This is a genomic window from Streptomyces sp. NPDC107575 (assembly GCF_055657265.1).
In genome coordinates, this window is record NZ_JBVKBG010000005.1 from 825135 (window position 1) to 846045 (window position 20911).

Annotated in this window: 20 protein-coding genes; 4 read left to right on the forward strand and 16 right to left on the reverse strand. The window is 71.7% G+C overall.

The genetic code is table 11. The annotated features are described in order from the left end of the window. The first annotated feature begins 70 nt into the window (after positions 1 to 70). Positions 71 to 2590 (forward strand): ATP-dependent Clp protease ATP-binding subunit, encoded by a 2520-nt coding sequence (locus tag ACZ7L4_RS28530; RefSeq protein WP_472106997.1) that lies wholly within the window; start codon positions 71 to 73, stop codon positions 2588 to 2590. Further along, on the forward strand, positions 2587 to 4899 hold the full coding sequence (locus ACZ7L4_RS28535) for an FdhF/YdeP family oxidoreductase (protein WP_472106999.1): 2313 nt from the start codon (positions 2587 to 2589) through the stop codon (positions 4897 to 4899). Before ACZ7L4_RS28530 ends, ACZ7L4_RS28535 begins: the two co-directional genes overlap by 4 nt. A gap of 18 nt (positions 4900 to 4917) precedes the next feature. On the opposite strand, the gene ACZ7L4_RS28540 is transcribed toward ACZ7L4_RS28535, so the two are convergent. From ACZ7L4_RS28540 to ACZ7L4_RS28560, 5 genes are all read right to left on the reverse strand, one after another. Next, positions 4918 to 5262: an NIPSNAP family protein gene (locus ACZ7L4_RS28540; RefSeq protein WP_472107001.1), complete on the reverse strand. Its 345-nt coding sequence runs from the start codon at positions 5260 to 5262 to the stop codon at positions 4918 to 4920. Positions 5263 to 5333: 71 nt separating this feature from the next. After that, the gene (locus tag ACZ7L4_RS28545) at positions 5334 to 6230 is read right to left on the reverse strand and encodes a sucrase ferredoxin (RefSeq protein ID WP_472107003.1); all 897 of its coding nucleotides are present in this window, start codon (positions 6228 to 6230) and stop codon (positions 5334 to 5336) included. Between the two features lie 7 nt (positions 6231 to 6237). Beyond that, entirely contained in the window at positions 6238 to 7443 is a 1206-nt protein-coding gene (locus tag ACZ7L4_RS28550; RefSeq protein ID WP_472107005.1) for a cupin domain-containing protein, read from the reverse strand. Next, positions 7440 to 7688, reverse strand: coding sequence for a BatC protein (locus ACZ7L4_RS28555; RefSeq protein WP_472107007.1), 249 nt, complete (start codon positions 7686 to 7688; stop codon positions 7440 to 7442). Before ACZ7L4_RS28555 ends, ACZ7L4_RS28550 begins: the two co-directional genes overlap by 4 nt. A gap of 126 nt (positions 7689 to 7814) precedes the next feature. After that, the gene (locus ACZ7L4_RS28560) at positions 7815 to 8141 is read right to left on the reverse strand and encodes a hypothetical protein (protein WP_472107008.1); all 327 of its coding nucleotides are present in this window, start codon (positions 8139 to 8141) and stop codon (positions 7815 to 7817) included. Between the two features lie 94 nt (positions 8142 to 8235). Here ACZ7L4_RS28560 and ACZ7L4_RS28565 point away from each other — a divergent pair, with 94 nt between their 5' ends. After that, positions 8236 to 8817, forward strand: coding sequence for a DsbA family protein (locus ACZ7L4_RS28565; protein WP_472107010.1), 582 nt, complete (start codon positions 8236 to 8238; stop codon positions 8815 to 8817). Position 8818: 1 nt separating this feature from the next. Here the strand turns inward: ACZ7L4_RS28565 and ACZ7L4_RS28570 are convergent, their stop codons facing one another. From ACZ7L4_RS28570 to ACZ7L4_RS28605, 8 genes are all read right to left on the reverse strand, one after another. Continuing rightward, positions 8819 to 10057 carry a cytochrome P450 family protein gene (locus tag ACZ7L4_RS28570; RefSeq protein ID WP_472107012.1) on the reverse strand — a complete coding sequence of 413 codons (1239 nt, stop codon included), beginning with the start codon at positions 10055 to 10057 and terminating at the stop codon, positions 8819 to 8821. Next, a complete protein-coding gene (locus tag ACZ7L4_RS28575; protein WP_472107014.1) occupies positions 10054 to 11298 on the reverse strand; it encodes a cytochrome P450 family protein in 1245 nt (414 codons plus the stop codon). Before ACZ7L4_RS28575 ends, ACZ7L4_RS28570 begins: the two co-directional genes overlap by 4 nt. Next, positions 11295 to 11921 (reverse strand): GTP-binding protein, encoded by a 627-nt coding sequence (locus tag ACZ7L4_RS28580; protein WP_472107016.1) that lies wholly within the window; start codon positions 11919 to 11921, stop codon positions 11295 to 11297. Before ACZ7L4_RS28580 ends, ACZ7L4_RS28575 begins: the two co-directional genes overlap by 4 nt. Further along, positions 11896 to 12255 (reverse strand): DUF742 domain-containing protein, encoded by a 360-nt coding sequence (locus tag ACZ7L4_RS28585; RefSeq protein WP_472107018.1) that lies wholly within the window; start codon positions 12253 to 12255, stop codon positions 11896 to 11898. The genes ACZ7L4_RS28580 and ACZ7L4_RS28585 overlap by 26 nt, the downstream gene beginning before the upstream one ends. Further along, positions 12252 to 12674: a roadblock/LC7 domain-containing protein gene (locus ACZ7L4_RS28590; RefSeq protein ID WP_472107019.1), complete on the reverse strand. Its 423-nt coding sequence runs from the start codon at positions 12672 to 12674 to the stop codon at positions 12252 to 12254. The genes ACZ7L4_RS28585 and ACZ7L4_RS28590 overlap by 4 nt, the downstream gene beginning before the upstream one ends. Beyond that, a complete protein-coding gene (locus ACZ7L4_RS28595; protein WP_472107021.1) occupies positions 12667 to 14154 on the reverse strand; it encodes an ATP-binding protein in 1488 nt (495 codons plus the stop codon). Before ACZ7L4_RS28595 ends, ACZ7L4_RS28590 begins: the two co-directional genes overlap by 8 nt. Before the next feature lie 232 nt (positions 14155 to 14386). Beyond that, on the reverse strand, positions 14387 to 15103 hold the full coding sequence (locus tag ACZ7L4_RS28600) for an alpha/beta fold hydrolase (RefSeq protein ID WP_472107022.1): 717 nt from the start codon (positions 15101 to 15103) through the stop codon (positions 14387 to 14389). A gap of 40 nt (positions 15104 to 15143) precedes the next feature. After that, positions 15144 to 15797 carry a DUF7691 family protein gene (locus ACZ7L4_RS28605; protein ID WP_472107023.1) on the reverse strand — a complete coding sequence of 218 codons (654 nt, stop codon included), beginning with the start codon at positions 15795 to 15797 and terminating at the stop codon, positions 15144 to 15146. Between the two features lie 470 nt (positions 15798 to 16267). Here ACZ7L4_RS28605 and ACZ7L4_RS28610 point away from each other — a divergent pair, with 470 nt between their 5' ends. Continuing rightward, a complete protein-coding gene (locus ACZ7L4_RS28610; RefSeq protein WP_472107025.1) occupies positions 16268 to 16954 on the forward strand; it encodes a hypothetical protein in 687 nt (228 codons plus the stop codon). A 21-nt stretch (positions 16955 to 16975) separates the two neighbouring features. On the opposite strand, the gene ACZ7L4_RS28615 is transcribed toward ACZ7L4_RS28610, so the two are convergent. The 3 genes from ACZ7L4_RS28615 to ACZ7L4_RS28625 all read right to left on the reverse strand — a co-directional run bounded on the left by ACZ7L4_RS28615 (position 16976) and on the right by ACZ7L4_RS28625 (position 20868). Then, positions 16976 to 18568 carry a flavin-containing monooxygenase gene (locus ACZ7L4_RS28615; RefSeq protein WP_472107027.1) on the reverse strand — a complete coding sequence of 531 codons (1593 nt, stop codon included), beginning with the start codon at positions 18566 to 18568 and terminating at the stop codon, positions 16976 to 16978. Positions 18569 to 18571: 3 nt separating this feature from the next. Further along, positions 18572 to 19516 carry an alpha/beta hydrolase gene (locus tag ACZ7L4_RS28620; RefSeq protein ID WP_472107029.1) on the reverse strand — a complete coding sequence of 315 codons (945 nt, stop codon included), beginning with the start codon at positions 19514 to 19516 and terminating at the stop codon, positions 18572 to 18574. Between the two features lie 155 nt (positions 19517 to 19671). Beyond that, positions 19672 to 20868 (reverse strand): cytochrome P450, encoded by a 1197-nt coding sequence (locus ACZ7L4_RS28625; protein ID WP_472107030.1) that lies wholly within the window; start codon positions 20866 to 20868, stop codon positions 19672 to 19674. Between the last annotated feature and the right edge of the window lie 43 nt (positions 20869 to 20911).

Here is a 20911-nt window from a genome sequence, read left to right on the forward strand (position 1 = left end):
AAAGATCAGCTTGCGAGGGGTCAAGGGCGGGGGTTGGCTTGGACAAACCCATTGCGCACCTGGAGTCACCATGTCGATGTCGCCGTTCGGGTTCGGTCCCTCGGACCCTTTCAGTGAAATGTTCAACCGGTTCTTCGGTACGTCCCCCGCGAGTTCACCGCCCGCGGTGCAGCGCGTGCCCATTGGCCGGCTGCTCACCGAGTCGTCCCAGGAACTGCTGAACCTGGCCGCGCAGAAGGCGCACGAGGACGGCACCTCCGACCTGGACACCGAACATCTGCTGTGGGCGACGACCAAGGTGCAGCCGTCGCGCCGGGTGCTCGAACAGGCCGGCGTCGACCCCGACCGGCTCGCCGAGGAGATCGCCAAGGTCCTGCCGCAGGAGGCCGGACAGCCGTCGGCGGAGCCGGGTCTGACCCCGGCGGCCAAGCGTTCGCTGGCCGCCGCCCACGCCCAGTCGCAGGCGGCGGGTGTCTCCTACATCGGGCCCGAGCACATCCTCGGCGCCCTCCTCTCCGACCCGGCGACCGGGGCCGCGCGGCTGCTGAGCGCGGCGGGACTCGACCTGAACCGGCTGACGGACGCCACCGATCAGGCGACCAGGGCGGACACCGGCGGCGGGAGCGGCGGCAGCGGTACGTCGGGGGCGTCCACGACGCTCGACGAGTTCGGGCGCGACCTCACCGAGGAGGCCAGGGCCGGCAAGCTCGACCCGGTCGTCGGCCGGGCCGAGGAGATCGAGCAGACCGTGGAGATCCTCTCCCGGCGCTCGAAGAACAACCCGGTGCTGATCGGTGAGCCCGGTGTCGGCAAGACCGCCATCGTCGAGGGACTCGCGCAGCGCATCGTCGCGGGCGAGGTGCCCGGCACGCTCAAGGACAAGCGGGTCGTCGCCCTCGACCTGTCGGGGATGGTGGCGGGTGCGCAGTACCGCGGCCAGTTCGAGGAGCGCCTGAAGAAGGTCATCGAGGACGTCCAGAACGCGGGCGGCGACATCATCCTGTTCATCGACGAGCTGCACACCGTCGTCGGCGCGGGCGCCACCGGCGAGGGCTCCATGGACGCGGGCAACATGCTCAAACCGGCCCTTGCACGGGGCGAGTTGCACGTCGTCGGCGCCACCACCATCGACGAGTACCGCAAGCACATCGAGAAGGACGCGGCCCTGGAGCGCCGCTTCCAGCCCGTACTGATCCCGGAGCCGACGGTCGAGGAGACCGTGCAGATCCTGGAGGGGCTGCGCGACGCCTACGAGGCACACCACCAAGTCCGCTTCGCCGACGGCGCGTTGGCGGCCGCGGCCGAGCTGTCCGACCGCTACGTCAGCGACCGGTTCCTGCCCGACAAGGCCATCGACCTGATGGATCAGGCGGGTGCCCGGGTGCGGCTGCGTTCCGCGAGCCGCTCCACCGAGGTCGTCGAGCGCGAGGACCGGATCGCCAAGCTGACCCGCGAGAAGGACCAGGCCGTCGCCTCCGAGGACTTCGAGAAGGCCTCCGAGCTGAAGAAGCAGATCGCCGAGGTCGAGGGCGAGGTCGCCGGGATCGAGGAGCGCCGCGAGGGCGTCGTCTCGGTGACGGCCGACGACATCGCCGACATCGTCTCGCGCCGCACCGGCATCCCGGTCGCCCAGCTGACGGCGGGCGAGAAGGAGCGGCTGCTGAAGCTGGAGGAGGAGATGCACGCCCGCATCGTCGGGCAGGACGAGGCGGTCACCGCTGTCTCGCAGGCCGTGCGCCGCAACCGCGCGGGCATGGGCGACCCGAACCGGCCCGTCGGCTCCTTCCTCTTCCTCGGCCCGACCGGTGTCGGCAAGACCGAACTGGCCAAGACACTCGCGGAGTTGCTGTTCGGCGACGAGAGCCGGATGGTCCGCTTCGACATGAGCGAGTTCCAGGAGAAGCACACCGTCGCGCGTCTGGTCGGTGCCCCTCCCGGCTACGTCGGCTACGACGAGGCGGGCCAGCTCACCGAGAAGGTGCGCCGCCAGCCGTACAGCGTCGTCCTGTTCGACGAGGTCGAGAAGGCGCACCCGGACATCTTCAACACGCTGCTGCAGATCCTCGACGACGGCCGGCTCACCGACTCCCAGGGCCGCACCGTCGACTTCCGGCACTGCGTGGTCATCATGACGTCGAACATCGGCGCCCACCGCATCCTCGCCCACCAGGGCGACGCCGCGGAGCTCAAGGACGAGCTGATGGAGGAGCTGCGGGGCCGCTTCCTGCCGGAGTTCCTCAACCGCATCGACGACATCATCGTCTTCCACAGCCTCACCGAGGACGACCTCGGGCAGATCGTCGACCACCTGCTGGCCCAGAGCGAGCACCGGGTGCACGCGCAGGGGCTGAACCTGGAGGTCACCGAGGCGGCCAAGAAGCTGCTCATCGCGCACGGCCACCAGCCGGAGTTCGGCGCGCGCCCGCTGCGCCGCACCATCCAGACCGAGCTCGACAACCGCATCGCGTCGCTGCTGCTGGGCGGCGAGGCCGAGCCGGGCGACACCATCGTCGCCGACGTACAGAACGACACCCTGCACTGCACGATCCGTACGAGCACGAACTCCGCCGAGAAGGAACGAGCCCAGTGAACGCCTCCCAGGACGGCAAGGAAGCACCCGAGTCGCAGGTGGGCCCGGAGCCCGAAGGCCAGCCGGACTTCGCCCCGTACCACCACCCGGCCGCGGGTTGGGGAGCCGCCAAGAGCGTCACCCGGTTCCTGGTGCGTGAGCGCGAACTGCTCGACGGCCCCCGGGCGATCCTCAAGATGAACCACGAGAACGGCGGCTTCGACTGTCCCGGCTGCGCCTGGCCCGACGACCGCAAGGGCCTGCACCTGGACATCTGCGAGAACGGCATCAAGCACGTCTCGTGGGAGATGACGCGCAAGCGGGTCGGCCGTGAGTTCTTCGCCCAGCACTCGGTGAGCGAGCTGTCGCAGTGGAGCGACTTCGCGCTGGAGGACCAGGGCCGGCTGACCGAGCCCATGAGTTACGACCCGGAGAGCGACCACTACGTCCCCATCAGCTGGAAGGACGCCTTCGAGCTGGTGGGCCGCACCCTGCGGGGCCTCGACAACCCGAACCAGGCCTCGTTCTACACGTCCGGGCGGCTCGGCAACGAGGCCACGTTCCTCTACCAGTTGTGGGCGCGCGAGTTCGGCACGAACAACCTGCCGGACTGCTCCAACATGTGCCACGAGGCGAGCGGCCGGGCGTTGCAGGCCTCTCTCGGCACCGGCAAGGGGACGTGCGACCTGGCGGACTGGGAGAGCACGGACGCCCTGTTCATCATGGGGGTCAACGCGGCCTCCAACGCGCCGCGGATGCTGACCGCGCTCGCCGAGGCCTACGCCCGCGGCGCGCAGGTGGTGCACATCAACCCGCTCGTCGAGGCGGCGGCGACCCGCACGATCATCCCGCACGACTTCAAGGACATGGCGCTCAACAAGGCAACGCGCACCAGCACCCTGAACCTCCAGGTGCGCATCGGCGGCGACATGGCGTTCCTGCGCGGCATCGCCAAGGCGGTCCTCGAACAGTCGACGTCCGACCCCAAGGCCCTGGACCGGGAGTTCATCGACCGGCACACCGACGGCTTCGACGCCTACCGGGAGCTGTGCGAGGCGACGCCCTGGGACGAGATCGAGCGCCAGTCGGGGCTGAGCCGCGAGGACATCCTCAAGGCGGCCCGTGTCTACCGCGACGCGGACCGCAGCATCATCAGCTGGTGCCTGGGCGTGACCCAGCACGAGCACGGCGTCGACACGGTCCGCGAGATCGTCAACGTCCTTCTGCTGCGCGGCAATCTGGGCCGCGAGGGCGCGGGCCCCTCCCCCGTGCGCGGCCACAGCAACGTCCAGGGCAACCGGACCTGCGGCATCGACCACCGCCCCACCGACGCGTTCCTCGCGCGGCTCGCGGAGGCCTGCGACATCGACGCGCCGCGTGCCCACGGGCTCGACACGGTCGGCACCATCGAGGCGATGCGGCGCGGCGACGTGAAGGTGTTCGTCGGCATGGGCGGCAACTTCGCGCTCGCGGCGCCCGACACCCCTTACACGTACGAGGCGTTGCGGACCTGCGAGCTGACGGTGCAGGTGAGCACCAAGCTCAACCGGAGCCATCTCGTGCACGGGCGCCGGGCGTTGATCCTGCCGTGCCTGGGCCGCACCGAGAAGGACGAACAGCGCAGCGGCCTGCAGTCCACGTCGGTCGAGGACTCGATGAGCATGGTGCACCTGTCCGTCGGCATGAAGCGCCCGGCGTCCGAGCACCTGCTGTCCGAGCCGGCGATCATCTCCGGGATGGCACGCGCCACGCTGCCCGACAGCGGCACACCCTGGGAGTGGTACGTCGAGGACTACGACCGTGTCCGCGACACCATGGCGCAGGTCATCGACGGGTTCGAGGACTGCAACCGGCGGGTGCGCCTGCCGCTCGGCTTCCGCATCAAGCAGCCCGCCCGCGAACTGGTCTTCCTCACGGACTCGGGCCGCGCCGAGTTCTCCGCGGCCCCGCTCCCCGACGTGATCCCGGAGCCGGGCACCCTGGCCCTGGGCACGATGCGCTCCCACGACCAGTGGAACACCACCATCTACTCCGACAACGACCGCTACCGGGGCATCAAGAACCTGCGCACGCTGGTCTTCCTCAACCAGGACGACATGCGCGAGCGCGGCATCGCCGAGTTCGACCCGGTCGACATCACGAGCACGGCCCGCGACGGCAGCAAGCGCGCCCTCAAGGGCTATCTGGCCGTCCCGTACGACATCCCGCGCGGCTGCGCGGCCGGTTACATGCCGGAGATGAACGTCCTCTGCGCGATCGGCGATCACAGCACGCAGAGCGACCAGCCGATCATGAAGCACGTGAAGGTGACGGTGGTACCGGCGGCCTGACGGTCCGGCCGCGCGGTCTCAGGACCACGCGGCCGACGACGGTGCGCGACCCGGATCCTGGGGCAGCAGGGGCCGCATGAAGCTGCGGTCGTAGCGCAGCACGCAGCCGCTCTCGTCCCTGATCCGGTCGGCCTCCACGAACTCCGGGTCCCGGCCGAACAACGAGCGGTACTCCTCGTACGCGGCCAGGCTCGGGAAGCTGAACAGGGCGAGCGCCTTGTCGCTGGCCCCCTCCGCCGGCAGGAAGTAGCCGTGGTGCGTACCGCCGTGCCGATCGACCAGTTCCATCCAGCGCCGCCCGAACCGTTCGAATGCCTCGGTCTGTGCCGGGTCGATCACGTACTCCACTACGCAGGTAATCATCGGGGCAGGCTAGTGGCCGGATACGGGCAGCGCCCGTATGGGCGCGGCGTTCTCCAGGAGCAAGGACCGCTTCAGACGGGCCGGATCGAGCGCGCCTCGTAGGCGACGGTGGCGCTCGGTTGCGGGCCCCGGCAGGTCAGCCGGTGCGGGGCCGTGCGGTGGGCGTGCACGTCGATGTCGAAGGCGGTCGGCCGCGGCGCGTGGAGTTCGACGCGGACGCGCCACACGTCGCCGTCGCGGGCCGTGCCGGTGACGGTGTAGTCGTGACGGCCGGACGGGCCGAAGTGCGCGAGCAGGGCGGTGACGGCGGCCTGTTGGGGCGGTGCGAGGTCCGTGTACCCCCGCAGGTGCCGGGCGTGGATGCGCCCGGCCAGATGCTCCTCGACGACCTCGGCGGCCGAGTCCGGGTCGAGGTCGCCGTAGTACACCCCGTCCGGTACGACGACGACGTTGGCGGCGAAGCGGTCCCCTCCGACGTGGGTGCACTCCCAGACGAGGTTCGGCCACAGCGCGCTCAGCGCCTTCGCGACGGGGCGTCCGCGCACCGCGCAACAGATGTCGTGCTGGCCGTGGACGCAGACCAGGACGACCGGCGGGTGGTCGAGCCCGCCCGGTGTCCGCAGGGCCTCGGCGATCTCCAGCAGATCGGCGTCGCGGGTCCAGGTCCCCCAGCGCTGCCGGTACGCGCCGGACGGTTCGTGGTGCAACACGGCCCAGCGGCCGGGTCCTTCGGGGCGGGGGCGGGCGGTCCGTCGCACCAGGAGGATGCGGGCCCTGACCGCGTGGGCGGCGTTCCAGACATGTGCCTTGACCTCCGGGTCGAGGCCGATGCCGTCGAAGCCGTTGGTGGGCCAGGCGCCCCGGTACTCGACGAGCACCCAGACGGCGCCGCGCGGCGCCGTGCCCGCGAGGGAGTCGCCGCGGATGCGGGCGGCCTCGGCGCAGAAGAAGCGGTCGGCGGGAGGCACGGGGCGGCTACCGTCCGGCGGGTACCAGGACGCCCGCGCGCAGCAGTCGTTCGGCGAGGGCCAGGCCGATGTCGCCCGCCGCCCGGACCTCGCCGTCGAGCAGGCCGTTCACGGCGGCCCTGTCGCTCTGCGGGAAGTCGAGCCAGCCCACCCGGGTCGTCAGGCGTGTGCCCTCCCATCTGGCTTCGAGTGCCGCCCTCAGGCGCACCGGCGACCGGGCGTCGAGGGTGTCGACGGCGGCGAGCTGGGCCAGCGGGCCGAGCGGGGCGGGGCGTGCCCCGCCCCGGCGGGCGCGGTGGAACAGCGGGGTGGGGTCGGCCTCGGCGACGGCGGCGGTGAGGCGTTCCCTGATGTCGTCGATCGCGCCGGCCCCCGCCGCGGCGCCCAGCGGCAGCGAGGCGCGCGTGTCGGGGTCGTCGCGCATCGCGGCGAGAGCCGCCTCGGCGAGCCGTTCGGCCAGCGTGTACCGGGTCCAGACGTGCACGCCCAGGGTCAGATGGACCGAGACCTCGCCCTGCGCCTCGGCGGCGTGCAGCCAGCCGCGCGGGAGGTACAGCACATCGCCGGGTTCAAGGACGGTGTCGATGTACGCGGGTGCGCGCGCGGCCTCGGCGACGGCGTCGCGGCGGTCGGTCCAGGGCTGGTCGCGCAGCGGGTCGGGGTGCACGGGCTCGTGGACGATCCAGCGTTTGCGGCCCTGGATCTGGACGACGAACACGTCGTGGACGTCGTAGTGGTCGTCGAAGCCCCGGTTCAGCGGTGGGGTGATGTACGCGTTGGCCTGCACGGGGTGCCCCAGCTCGGCGCTCAGCTCCGCGCACAGGTCACCGACCGGGGCCCAGGTGCGCTGCAGCGCCTGGAGGACGAGCGTGGCGCCGTCCGCGAACAGCCGCCACAGCGCGGTGTCGTCCAACTGGTCCGCGATGGTCGCGCCGACGCCGCCGGACGAGGTGTACGACGACTCGGGGAGCACGGCGCCGTCCTTGGCCACGCGGAGGAACGGCGTGCGCAGTCCGCGGCTGGAGACGAGTTCGTCCACGGCGTCGGCACCGAACACATCGGAGAAGTCGCTCGCGGCGTGCGTGAGCAGGGCAGTGCGGGACCACACCTTGTGGGCGAACTCCTCGAAGGCGAGGCCGGTCAGACGGCTCTCCAGAATCCCGGCGCCCACTGAGCCACCCGGATTCCGGAGCCCGGTCCGAGGAGCGGTCAAGAGGCGTTACCGCCGCCGTCCGCACCACCGTCGTGCACACCCGGCTGCCCGGCCGCACCACCGTCAGCAGGCCCTTCGGCACCGCCGTCCGCACCGCCGTCGTGCACACCGGGCTGCCCGGCCGCACCGCCGTCAGCGGGCCCCTCGGCACCGCCGTCCGCGCCACCGTCGTGCACGCCCGGCACTCCGGCCGCTCCGCCGTCGGCGGGGCCCTCGTGCTCGTTCGCGTCCTGGTCGGAAACCATGGTTTCTCCTCTGGGTCGACGTCATGTGCCCGTCGTCCCGTCGATGAGGCCGGTCATGGCTCCCCAGCGGATCGAGGGCAGTTCGACCATGCTCACCCAGGTTTCGACCGTCTGCATCCGGTGGCGTCACGTGAGCCGCACGCCCAGGCGCAGTACGAGCGCGCCGCCGTCGAGCAGGTATTCCTTGATCATCCAGGACTGGGCGGGCAGTGCCGTCCCCGCGCGGCTGGTGTGGGCCTCGACGGCGAGCACGGTCGACTCCGGTCGGCCGTCCCCGGGCACGAGGACCTCGGCGGCGGCCTCCTCGTCGTCCGCGAAGCGCACGACGAAGCTCAGCGGTTGCGGGGTGTCGAGGTGTGCCGCCGGGGCGTCGAGACCCTCCACCCGGATCCGTGCTCCGGGGAACAGGTGGCTGTGTCCGGTGTGTGCCCGGGGCTGGTCGGTGCTCCCCATCGCTTCGTCCTCTCCCGGCCGTCGTGGTCGTGCACGGCCCTGGGGCGGGTCGGCACACCGGCGCGTTTCATGGCGTTATGGGACCCTTTTGTACATGAATCCGGCGAACACCACAGGCTCGGACGACACCGTTCTGTACTACGGAAGCCTGGGCAGTCCCCACAAGCTCCAGGTGTTCCTCGAGCTGCGGGACCGTGCGAGCCACCGCATGGCGGACAGCCTGCTCGACACCATGCGGCAGGGCGCCGACGAGGGCTCGTACGTGGTCATGTTCCACTTCTCGGCCACGCTCGACGACACGGTCGGCGGCAGCGGATCGGTGCGCGGCCTGAGTGCCCTCGCCGCGGCGAGCGACGTGGGGCGGCGGCAGTTCCTGGACTACCTGGCCGTGCTGTTCGACGCGCAGCCGTTCCCGCCGGGCAACGACGACTTCGCCCAGCCGCAGGTGCTGCTGTCCCTGGCGAGCAAGGTCAACGGGCTGCGCTCCCCCGGCTTCGACCAGAAGGTCATCGACGACACCTACGGCGACTGGGCGGGCCGGGCCGTGGGGGACTTCGGGTCCTACGGTGTCGTGGGTACGCCCGTGTGCTGGTACGACGACGAGGTCGTGCCCGTCGTGAAAGTCGACGGCCCCGCCGTCGACCCCCAGGACTTCCGCGCCCAGCTGCACACCTGAGTCAGCCGCGCAGGTGGACCGGGATCTCCTGCCAGCCGTAGGCGATGAACGACGGGACCTGGCGCAGCTCTTCGGGAGCCACCGCGAGCCGCAGGTCCGGGTAGCGGTCGAAGAGGGCGGGCAGCGCGGTGCGGGCCTCCAGGCGGGCCAGCGGGGCGCCGATGCAGCGGTGGACGCCGATGCCGAAGGACATGTGGTCGTCGGCGGCGTGCGTCGCGTCGAACTCGTCGGCCGTGGGGCCGTAGTGCTCGGGGTCGTAGCCCGAGGCGGCGTACGTGGTGAGGATGGCGTCGCCCGCCGGGATGGTGACACCGTCGACCGTCACGTCGGTGACCGCGAAGCGCAGGGGCAGGCTGGCGATGGAGGGGTGCACGCGCAGCGTCTCGTCGATGACGGCGTCCCAGGAGATCTCGCCCGCGCGGACGGCGGCGAGCTGCTCGGGGTGGGTGAGCAGGGCGACGACCGCGTTGCCGATCAGGTTGACGGTCGTCTCGAAGCCCGCGCCGATGACCAGGAGGAGCGTGTAGAGCAGCTCCTCCTCGCTGAGCCGGTCGCCGTCCTCCGCGCGCACCCGCAGCAGCTCGGTGGTCATGTCGTCGCCGGGGTGCTCGACGCGGTGGGCGATGATCGCCGGGAGCACGGTGCCGATCTGCTCCTGCACGAACGCGCCGTGCTCGGGGCTCGGGTCGGAGGTGTCCATGATGGCGTCGACGAGCCGCTCCACCGGCCCGAGCAACTCGTCAGGGACGCCGAAGAGTTCGCAGATCAGCTGCATCGGCAGCGGGTTGGCGTAGGTGGGGCGCAGGTCCACGACCTCGCCGGGCGCCGCCGTGTCGAGGGCCTTGAGGAGTGTCTCGGTGATGTCCTCGACGCGGGGGCGCATCGCCTCGGTGCGGCGGGCGGTGAAGCTGGGGGCGACGAGCTTGCGAAGCCGCGTGTGGTCGGATCCGTAGGTGGAGAGCATGTTGACCACGCCGACCCAGCCGAGCACCCAGCCCCACTCGGGGTGTTCGCCGACCTCGGGCCACAGCGACCAGTGCTTGCGCGGGTCCTTGCTCACCTGCGGGTTCAGGATCAGCGAGCGCAGCGTGTCGTAGCGGGTGGGCGCCCAGGCCGGGATGCCGCCGGGCAGGTCGACGGGGACCACGGATCCCGCCTCGCGCAGTCTGGCGGCCTCGGCCGGCAGGTCGGCGCCGAACGGGTCGATGGCGATACGGGGCGAAGACGCGGTCTCGGTCACTCGGCTGCTCCTGACTGGGATGCGGTACGGGGGACGAAGCGGACGGGCAGTTCCGTCAGGGAGCGGTGGAACGGGCCTGTGCGCCACGTCAGTTGATCGCGCGGGGTGACCGGCTCGAGGTCGGGCAGCCACTGGGTGAGGCGCTCGATGGCCTCGGTGGCGATGAGCAGGGTGTGCTGCTTGACCGGGCAGGAGTGCTCCCCCGCCGACCAGGACAGGTGCGAGGCGTCCTGCGGGTGGCGCGGGGCCGAGGACTGTGCGGCCGCCTCCTCCGCGGTGTGCCCGAGGGCCCCGTAGGAGATGACGACGGGGACGGCGGCGCGCACCCACACACCGTGGAAGGTGAGCGGCTTGCGGGCGAAGTGGATGCCGTAGTTGGCGAGCGGCGTCTCGTGGCGCAGGACCTCGACGACCGCGTCCATGACCGGCCGGGATCCGCTGGTCAGCGTCGAGTAGTACGCCGGGTTGCCGAGGATCCGCGACAGGGAGTTGGAGACGAGGTTGGCGGTGGGCTCGTGGCCCGCGCCGAGCATGAGGAAGACCTGCCAGGTGACCTCCTCGGGGGTGAGGCCGAGGGGGTGGTCGAGCAGCCAGCTGGTGAGGTCCTGGCCGCGCTCGGCGCTCTTGGCGGCGACGAGGTCCAGGATGTAGCGGCCGAACTCCTCCTCGCCGCGCGCGGCGTCCTCGCCGCCGTCCATCACGCGGGCGATCGCGTCCTGGAGCCGGTCGCTCTCGTGGTCCGGCAGCCCGAAGAGGTTGTTGAAGACCAGCGACATCAGCGGGCGGGCGAACTCGCTCACCAGGTCGGCACGGCCCCGCGGCGCCATCCGGGCGGCCAGCACGTCCACGGCGTGGTGCACCCGCTCGCGCAGGTCGTGCGGCTCCACCAGGTCGAAGGCGTCGGACAGGGAGCGCCGGTAGCGCACGTGCAGGTCGCCGTCGTTGAACAGGGCGTTGGGCCGCCAGCGCATCATGCCGAGGATCGGGGCGTCACCGTCGACGCTCTCCTCCCACGCCCTCGGGTCGTGCGACCAGGCCTCGGTGTCGTGCAGCAGGTCGAGAGCGGCCCGCCGGTCGGTGACGACGTACGCGGGGACGCCGGGGGCGAGTTCGGCGTGGCCGACCGGGCCCTGGGCGCGCAGGGCCGCGTAGTAGCTGTGCGGGTCGGCGGCGAAACCGTCCTCCCACAGGCGGACCGGCGCCGACAGGTGGAAGGCCTCGGCCTGCGCGGGATACGTCATCGGGGCTCCGGGATGCTGCGGTCGATCAGGTGCTGCACGAGGGCGAGCAGCGCGTCGACGGAGGAGTGCGTGTCACGGGCGTCGCAGACCACCATCGGGGTGTCCGGGTCCAGGTCGAGGGAGACCCGGATCTGCTCCTCGGTGTAACTGCGGCTGTCCGGGAAGGTGTTGAGGGCGACGGCGTAGGGCAGCCCGGACTCCTCGACGAGGCCGAGGGCGTCGAAGGACTCGTCGATCCTGCGGGTGTCGACCAGCACGAGGGCGCCGAGCGCGCCGTACGCGATGTCGTCCCACAGCGCGCGGAAGCGCTCCTGCCCGGGGGTGCCGAACAGGTAGAGCACGGCCCCGCCCTTGAGGCTGATCCGCCCGAAGTCGATGGCGACGGTCGTGGTCTTCTTCTCCCGCACGCCCGCGAGGTCGTCGACGGCCACCGAGGCCTCGGTGAGCTGCTCCTCGGTGTGCAGCGGGCGGATCTCGGAGACGGAGTCGATCAGGGTGGTCTTGCCCACCCCGAACGGACCGGTGACCAGGATCTTCACCAACTCCCGCGCGGTGTCCGGGAGATGTACGGAGCTGTGGGCGCCCGCGGACGCGGGCTCAGCGCTTGAGGGCGCGGAGGCCATCGGCGACTCTCTTCAGCAGGTCGGGATCGGGCTGCGCGGCGGGCGGGACCGGCGGGCGGGCGCCCACGAGCCCCTGGTCGATCAGTGCGGCGGCGAGCACCCGTACGGCGGAGACCGGCAGTTCGAGCAGGGCGGCGGACTCGACCACCGTGAGCGAGCCGCCGTCCAGGGTGCGCAGCAGGGCGTGCTGTGCGGCGGGCAGAGCGGCGGGCCAGGGCGCGCCGACGCCCGTCAGGACGGAGAGCCGCTCCAGGCTGTTGCGGCTCGGCCGCGCGACCCCGCCGGTGGCGAGGTAGGCGGGGACCAGCGGCCTGCCGCTCCGGCGGCCCGTCATTCCCCGGTGCCGCCGTCGGCAGCACGGGGCGCGGCCGCCATGGCCTTCTCGCCGAGCCTGGCGACCTGCGAGTGCACCCGGTGTCCGAGCAGGTCGAGCCGGACCTCGGGGTCACCGAAGGCGGCCACACACGTGCCGTGCGCGGTGGGCGCGACGAGGATGTAGCCGTGGTCGGACTCGATGACCACCTGGCGTACGTCCGCGGACTCCTGGTCGGCGAAGGCGGCCGCCGCGGTGCGACAGGCGCCCTGCACGGTGCTGGTGATGGCGGCGACACGCTCCGCGGACGCCTGCGTCAGCGCCTCGGTGTATCCGGAGACCAGTCCGTCCCTGGTGAGCAGGACGGCGGCCTGGACGTGCGGGATCTCCAGGATCGGATCGAGGACCCAAGCGCTGTCGCCGAGGTCGCGGCTACTCATCGGGGGTGTTCCCTTCACTGTGCTCGCCGGTGCCGGGGCGGTCGCCGGCGGTGTCGTGCGGTTGCTGTGCGGGCCGCTCCTCCCGCGCCGCGGCGGTGGCCGCCTGCAGGGCGCCGAGCGCGGCGGCCTGCTCCTCGGGGCTGCGGTGCGCGGCGGGGCGTGGCTTCGCCTGCGCGGCGCCCGGGGCGGGCTGCGCGTCGGTGCGGACCCGGCGGCGGCGCCGGGGCAGCTCGTCGCCGTCGGTGGGCGGGGTGTCGGGGCGGGCGGGCTGCACCGCAGGGGCCGGGGCCGCCGGGGTCTCGTCCGCCGCGAGGGCGTGGGTGGTGCCGGTGTCGTCGGCGGCCTCGCGCGTCGACCGGGGCGCCGCGGCGGCGGGCCTGCGCTCCTCGGGGGCGATCGTGCACAGGAGGTGGTCCCGTACGAGCAGGACGGCACGGACGCCGCCGTACGGGGAGGGCGACGACAGGTCGACGGACAGGTCGAACTGGCGGGTGAGCTGGCCGATCGCGGCGAGGCCCATGCGCGGCGGGTCGCCGAGCTCCGACAGGAGGATGGGCTCCTCCCCCGCCACCATCCGCTGGGCGTGGGCCCGTTCGTCGGAGCTCATGCCGACACCGGCGTCGTCGACGGTCACGCTGACACCGTGGTGGACGCGTTCGAGGTGCACGCCCACGGAGGTGTCGGGCGAGGAGTGCCGCAGCGCGTTGTCGAGGAGTTCGGCGACGATGATGGCGACCGGCTCGACGGCGTGCGAGATCAGCCCTGTGCCGTTCTCGAGGTGGTTGTGGATCTCCACCCGCTCGTATCCGGCGAGCCGGGACTGGCCGCCGGTGACGGCCTCCACCAGGTGCGACTCGCCGCGGGCGAGGCCGACCCAGGCGCCGCAGACCACGGCGGCGACCTGCGCGCGGCGCAGCGACTGCTCGTTCTCGTGGTCGAGCGCGAACAAGGTCTGCGCCAACTCCGGGTCGTCGTAGCGCTCCTGGAGGCCGCGCAGGACGTCCTGCAGCCGGTACAGGCCCGCCTGGATCTCGCGGGTGGCGCCGCGCATTCCGGCGCGGGCGGCGGCGTCGACGCGCTTGCGCTCCTGGGCGATGGCGGTGCGCAGCCCGTCGAGCACGGCGTCGAGGCCCTCGGTGAGTTCCTTGCCGCCGAGGTCGGGCTGCAGGGGGCCGGGCACCTGGTAGTGCGGGTGGGCGGCGTGGGTGGCCGTGGCCGGCATGCGGGTGCCGGACAGGTGGGCGATCTCGGAGGCGAACGCCGCGGTCAGCTCGTCGAGTTCCTCGCGGGCGGCCTCGGCCTCCTCACGGGACGCCTCCAGCTCCAGGCGGGACACTTCCAGGCGGGAGCGGAGCGACGCGGCTTCGACGCGCTGCCTGCCGCCGCGTTGACGGGCCTTGACGAGGCCGCCGCCGAGCGCGAACGCCGAAACGGTCCCGGCGGCCAGCGCGCCCGCGGCCAGCTCGGGTATCTCAATCATGGATGCGGACCTCGAGGGGAACAGGGCGTGGGGGCCGGCTGCGAGGAGGGGTGGGTGGGGGAAGGAGGCAGGGCGCGGAAGCCCGCCTGCCGTTTTCGACCCTACCCTCCGCCACACGTTCGAGTGAAGCCGTCTCGGGATCTTGAATCGCTTCGCTGCGCGGGCCATTTGACGGCACGCCATCCCCAAGGGGGGTTACCAGCGGTCCGGTTCACTCCCGGCGGGCGGGCGGTCAGGCGCCGATGCGCCCGTCCAGTTCCTCGATGGCCGCGACGACCGCGGTGGGTGTCTCGTACATGGGGCTGTGGCCCGAGTCGACGAGATGCAGTCGGGCGCCGGGTATCGCGGCGGCCATGTCCTGGGCGGCCTCGACGGTCCGGACGGGGTCGAGGCGGCCGTGCACGACGGAGACCGGCATCCGCAGCGAGGGCAGGTCCGGGGTGAGGTCGGCGGCGTGCTGGCTGCGCAGCACCTCCAGCGCCGAGCCGAGGGGCGCCTCGATCGCGTAGTCCAGCAGGCGTTGCCGGTCCTCCGGTGTCGGGGCGTGGTGGAAGGAACGGTCGAGCACCGGGCCGACCACGCCGGAGGCGCCGTCGCGCTCCATGCCGGCGATCAGGGCCGTGACGTCGCCGTGCCCGCGCATGTGGGGCCCGGTGTTGATCAGCATGAGCCCGCCGACGAGGTCGGGGCGGGACAGTGCCAGGCGCAGGGCGATGGCGCCGCCGGTGGAGTGCCCGATCAGCAGCACGGGCGCGCTCCCGTCGGCGCCGAGCCGCTCGGCGACCCAGGCGGCCACGCCGTCGAGGGTGCAGCTCGGCGCGTCCGTCATCCAGGAGGGCGCGCACACGTCGAACCGCTCGTCGAGCAGCCCCCGCATCCGCTCGTAGATGACGGGCGAGCAGAACGTCCCGGGCAGGGCGACCACGGTGCGCGCGGCGTTGGCTTTCATGAAGGGCTCCTTGGCTGCCGAGGGGGATCAGGCATGCCCGTCACCCGGTGATCGAAAAGAAGATCGTGTCCTGAGTGAACCAGTCGCGCTCGTGGTGCTCTTCCCACTCCTCGTGCTCGAACTCGAGCCGCTCGATGAGCAGTTGCAGATCAAACACGAAACTGTCATCGATCCGGTCCAGGACCGCGCGGTAGGCGTCGACCGCCGGCTTGACTCTCTCCAGCGGCCAGTGGCCGAAGTTCTCCATGGCGTGCTCGGGCAGCGGCAGCGGAAAGGGGAACTCGGCCGGAAGGCCGCCAATGACGTGGTCGCCAGGAAGCAGGGCGGCGGGGACTCCCACGCGCCGCAACTCAGTGTCGAGCGCGTCGAAGAACGTCGCCGGCTTCGAGTAGACGGCGAGGTCCACCGGGTCCGAGGCGTTGCAGTCGATGACTATCTGCATCGCCGCCGCGTAAGCGTTGCCCGCCGCGTCCGCAGTGCATGTGGCGTGCCCGGCGAGCAGATGGTCGAGCGCCTCGGGCACCGTCAACTCCCAGCCCAGGTCCTGCCGCTCCACATCCACCTGCCGGGCCTGCGCCCGCTCGTGCATGAACGCCGCGATGCGCCGCTGCTCCGCGGTGAACTTCGCGGCGGCGCCGAGAAACCCGATGACCTGCGCCTTGTCCGCCGTGCTGAACGAGATGATCCGACTCATACGCACACAGTGCCAGGCCCCACTGACAACGCCCCTGCGGGCGGCGTGAGATGCCTGAGGAACCCCGTCGGCCGTCGCGCCAACGCACCCCGTGACCCCCGGTGACCGAGTTACGCATGGGCCCGGTGCTTCGGGCAGGATGTGCGGACGCAATCGCACGGGGGAGGAATTCACCAGTGAGCAGCAACCATCCAGGTCCGTACGCCGGCGGCCCCCAGCAGCCGGGACCGTACGGCGGGCAACCCGGGCCGTACGGCGGTCAGCCGGGCCCGTACGGTGCGCAGCCTGGACAGCCGGGTCCGTTCCCGCAGCAGGGTCAACCCGGACCGTTCCCCCAGCAGGGTCAGCCCGGTCCGTACGCCCAGCCGGGCCCGCCCGCTCCCTACGGGCAGCCGCAGCAAGGTGGTTACGGGTTCCCGCAGCAGCCGGGTGGATATCCTCCGCGCCGTGGCGGAGGCGGCAAGGCGCTGTTGATCACCGGCGGTGTGGCGGTGGCTCTGGTGGCGATCGGCGGCGCGCTGTTCTGGTTCTTCGGCTACAAGGGCCTCAAGGACGACGGCCCGCACACGCTGACCGCGCCGTCGACGATGTCGTTCTCCAACTACTACCGCAACGGCGACGAGGCAGACCCGGACCTCGCCTCGGGCGACCCCAAGGTGTTGGCGTGGCACGAGATGGACAAGCCCACGGAGCTCGCCGCCAGCTACTCCGACCAGATGCTCGGCAACGTCGACACCTCCGATCCGGGCGCGGCCGCGGACTCGCTGCAGCGTGCGCAGGACGGCAAGAGCTTCTCGGTCACGGCCGCCTACGGCAGGTTCGAGAACCCCCAACTGGCCTTGACCTACTACTTCGAACTCGTGGAGAAGAAGGTCAGAGCGGCTACGGACAAGGCTCCCGGCAACATCGTCACGTTCTTCAGTACGCAAGAGGAGGCGGAGGCGGACTCGCTCAGCGGCGCGGTGATGGACTGCGTGGACTTCGAGGTGGACAACCGGGCCGACGACGAGCCGGCCACCGAGACGACGTGGTGCGGTTGGGCCGACTACTCGACGGTCGGGATCGTCACTACGCACGACGGGACCCTCGGGATGTCCAAGGAAGACGCGGCGGAACTCACGGGACACATCCGCAGCGAAATGCGCGTCGAGAAGTAGGGCCTGTCGTCACGCTGCCGGTCAGCTCAGCTCGAACCCGTGGTAATGGCTCACCGCGATGCCGTTCGTGAGGTCGCGGTAGAGGCCGACGCCGCCGATGAAGGGCATGAACACCCGTTGCTTGCCGGGGATGTTGGCTCCCATGTACCAGGACGCGGCCTGCGGCATGAGCGTGAGGTCGGCGAGGTCGTTGGTGGTGTTGACCCAGTTGTCCTCGGCGTCGGGGTCGGCCTCCATGCGGCGCAGTCCGCGCTCACGCAGGTGCGTGAGGGCGCGGGTGATCCAGTCCACGTGGTGCTCGATCGAGGTCATCATGTTGGAGAGCACGGACGGGCTCTGGGGGCCGGTGACCGTGAAGAGGTTGGGGAAGCCGGCCGACATCAGGCCGAGGTACGTGCGCGGCCCGTGCTCCCACTTCTCCCGCAGTGAGCGGCCGTCGGCGCCCCGGATGTCGATGGCGTTCAGGGCGCCGGTCATGGCGTCGAAGCCGGTCGCCATGACGATGACGTCGACGTCGTGTTCCACCCCGTCCGCGGTGCGGATTCCGTGCTCCGTGATGCGCTCGATGGGACGTTCCGTGAGGTCGACCAGGGTGACGTTGTCCTGGTTGAACACCTCGAAGTAGCCGGTGTCGACGCACATGCGCTTGCTGGCGATCGGGTACGTGCGCGGGGTGAGCCGCTCGGCGAGTTCGGGGCTCTTCACCTTCTCGCGGATCCGGGCGCGGACGTACTCGGCGACGGCCTCGTTGGCGTCCGCGTCCTTGAGCAGGTCGCTGAAGCCGCTGCCGAAGCAGAGACCGCCGTCGTCCCAGCGGTGGTCCAATTCCGCGCGGATTGCCGCCTCTTCGGTCTCGGCCAGCAGCACCTGCCCGTCCTCGTCGCAGTCGAAGCCCTTCGAGGAGGCGCGGGACACCTCACGGCGCTCCGGGTAGCGCGCCCGCGCCTCGGCGAGGCGGGCGGCGTTGGGGCCGTTGTGGGCGGGCACCGCGTACGACGGGGTGCGCTGGAAGACGGCGAGCGAGCCCACCACCGGTGCGATAGCCGTGATGGTCTGCAGCCCGGAGGAACCGGTGCCGATCACGGCCACCCGCTTGCCGGTCAGGTCGGCGCCCTCGTGCGGCCAGCTCGACGTCCACAGCACCTCGCCCGCGAAGTCCCCGAGGCCCTCGAAGTCGGGCCGGGAGGGCACGGACAGGCACCCGGTGGCCGCGATGACGTGACGGGCGGTGCGGGGCGTGCCGTCGGACGCCATGACCGTCCAGCGGCCTGTCGCGTCGTCCCAACCAAGCGACTCCACACGGGTGTTGAAGACGACGTCCTTGCGCAGGTCGAAGCGGTCGGCCACATGGCGGACGTAGGAGAGGATCTCCGGCTGGGCGGCGTAGCGCTCGCTCCAGTCCCACTCCTGTTCCAGGTCGGCGTCGAAGGAGTAGGAGTACTCGACGGACTCGATGTCGCAGCGGGCGCCGGGGTACCGGTTCCAGTACCAGGTGCCGCCGACGTCCGCGCCGGCCTCGACGACGAGGGTGTCGAAGCCGAGCGCGCGCAGCCGGTGCAGTTGGTACAGGCCGGCGAAACCGGCGCCGATGACGATCACGTCGTGGTCGGCCATGGCTCACACCGTCCTTTCGGCGACGTACGCGTTGATGTGTTCCGCGACCAGGCGCAGCCCGTCCTCGAAGCCGGGCAGGATGCCCACCATCTGGAAGAAGGCGTGCATCTGGCCCGCGGCCTCCTTCAGCGCCACCGGGACGCCCGCCTCGCGCAGCGCGGTCGCGTAGGCGACGCCTTCGTCGTGCAGCGGGTCGTACTCGGCGACGTACACGAGCGCCGGGGGCAGACCCGCGAGGCTGTCGGCGCGCAGCGGGGAGGCGTCCGGGTGCGCGCGGGCCTGCTCGTCGGGGAGGTAGTGGCGCCAGAACCAGACCATGGTGTCGCGGGCGAGCAGGAGTTGGTTCTGCGGTGCGATGTACGAGGGCCGGTCCAGGTCGCAGTCGGTGACGGGATAGACGAGGGCCTGGTAGTCGATGGTGGGGCCGCCGCGGTCCCGCGCCCACTGGGTCATCACGGCGGCGATGTTGCCGCCCGCGCTGTCGCCCGCGACGATCAAGGGGGCGTCGTCCGGGGCGAGTTCGGCCGCGTGGTCCGCGGCCCAGGTCAGCCCCGCCCAGCTGTCCTCGATCGCGGTCGGGAAAGGATGCTCGGGCGCCTTGCGGTAGTTGACCATCACCACGGTCGACTGCGTGGCATTCGCGAGCCGGCGGCCCACGTGGTCGTACTGCAGGTCGATGTCGCCGATGACCCAGCCGCCGCCGTGGAAGTACACGAGGACCGCCCGCGGGGTGCCCTCGGGGCGCAGCAACCGGATGCGGAACCGCCCGCCGTCCCGGCCCTCGACCTTGGCGTCCCGCACCTCGCCGACCTCCGGGCCCCGGCCGCTGAGACCGGACAGGATCGGGCCGTGCAGCCGGGCGATGGCCGGCGTCGACTCGTGCATCGCCGGGCCGTCGGCCTCGGCCAGTTCCGCCAGGAACATCTGGGTCACCGGTTCCAGTGGCATGCGGCCGTCCCCTCGTCGATCCCGCTCGTCTTCTCGGAGGTGATGCGCGTACGGCGCACGGACCCGGCCCCGCGCACCGGCCGCTGTACCGTGCATGGACCATGCTCGCCGGAGATCCTCACGGGGTCCAGACCTCGGCGGGGACCGGGTCGCCCTCATCCGCCGGTCGTGAACGGCAGCGTCTCGTACCGGCGTACGTAGGCCCCGTCCGCGAACGTGCCGCGGGCGGCGTCGACCTCGAAGCGTGGGAAGCGGGCGAGGAGTTCGGTGAGCACCGTGCGGCCCTGGAGGCGGGCCGCTGCGGCGCCCAGGCAGTGGTGGGGGCCGTAGCCGAAGGCGAGGTGCTGCGGGGCGCCGCGCTCCAGGTCGACCTCGTCCGCGCGGGGGCCGAAGGCGCGCGGGTCGCGGTTGGCGGAGCCGTAGAGCAGCAGGATCCTGTCCCCGGCGGGCGCGGTCCTGCCGTGCAGGCTCAGGTTCTCGGTGAGGGTGCGGGCCAGGCCTTGTACGGGCGATGCCAGGCGCAGCGTCTCCTCGACGAAGGGGCCCATGGCGGCCGGGTGCGATCCGATCCGCCCCCTCAATGCCGGTTGTTCGGTGAGGAGTTGAGCGGCGGCGGTGAGCAGGCCGATGGTCGTGTCGTTCCCGCCCGCGATCATCGTGAAGGCGAAGCCGAGGATGCGGATCACGGCCTGAGGGTCGTCGCCCAGGACCCGGACGAGGTCGGAGACGGTGTCGTCGGCGGGGTGCGCGCGGCGGCGCTCGACGAGTGCGGCGAAGTACGCGAAGAGGTCGCCGACCGCCTCGTGCGCGTCGAGCACGTGGCCCTTGGCGCCCGCCTGGACGATCGCCCGGGTCCAGCCGGCGAACCGCTGCCGGTCGGCCTCGTCGACGCCCAGGTAGTGGGCGACGACGAAGCACGGCAGCGGCCGCATCAGCTCGGCGACGATGTCGACGGTGCCGCCCGCCGCGTCGATCACGTCGAGGCGGGCGCGCACGAAGTCGCGGACCGCGTCGGCCACGGACTCCACGCGGCGCGGCGTGAATCCCCTGGTCAGCAGCGCGCGGAACGCGGTGTGTTCCGGCGGGTCCAGCATGACCAGCGGCGGCGCGGCATCGACTCCGGCCGCGGCCATGTCGTCGCCGACCACCGTGAGGCCCTTGCGCGACGAGAACACCTCGGGGCGGCGCAGCGCGTCCAGGACGTCGTGGTAGCGCGAGAGCACCCAGTAGCCGCCGTCCTCGACGTGGTGCAGCGGGTCGTGATCGCGCAGGGCCGCGTACATCGCGTGGGGATCGCGCCAGGACTCGGCACCGCGGGGACGGAATCGGGCGGGTGGCGGGACGATGCTCATGGCGGCACGGTGCGGGAGACCTGACGCACTGTCAATGGACGTG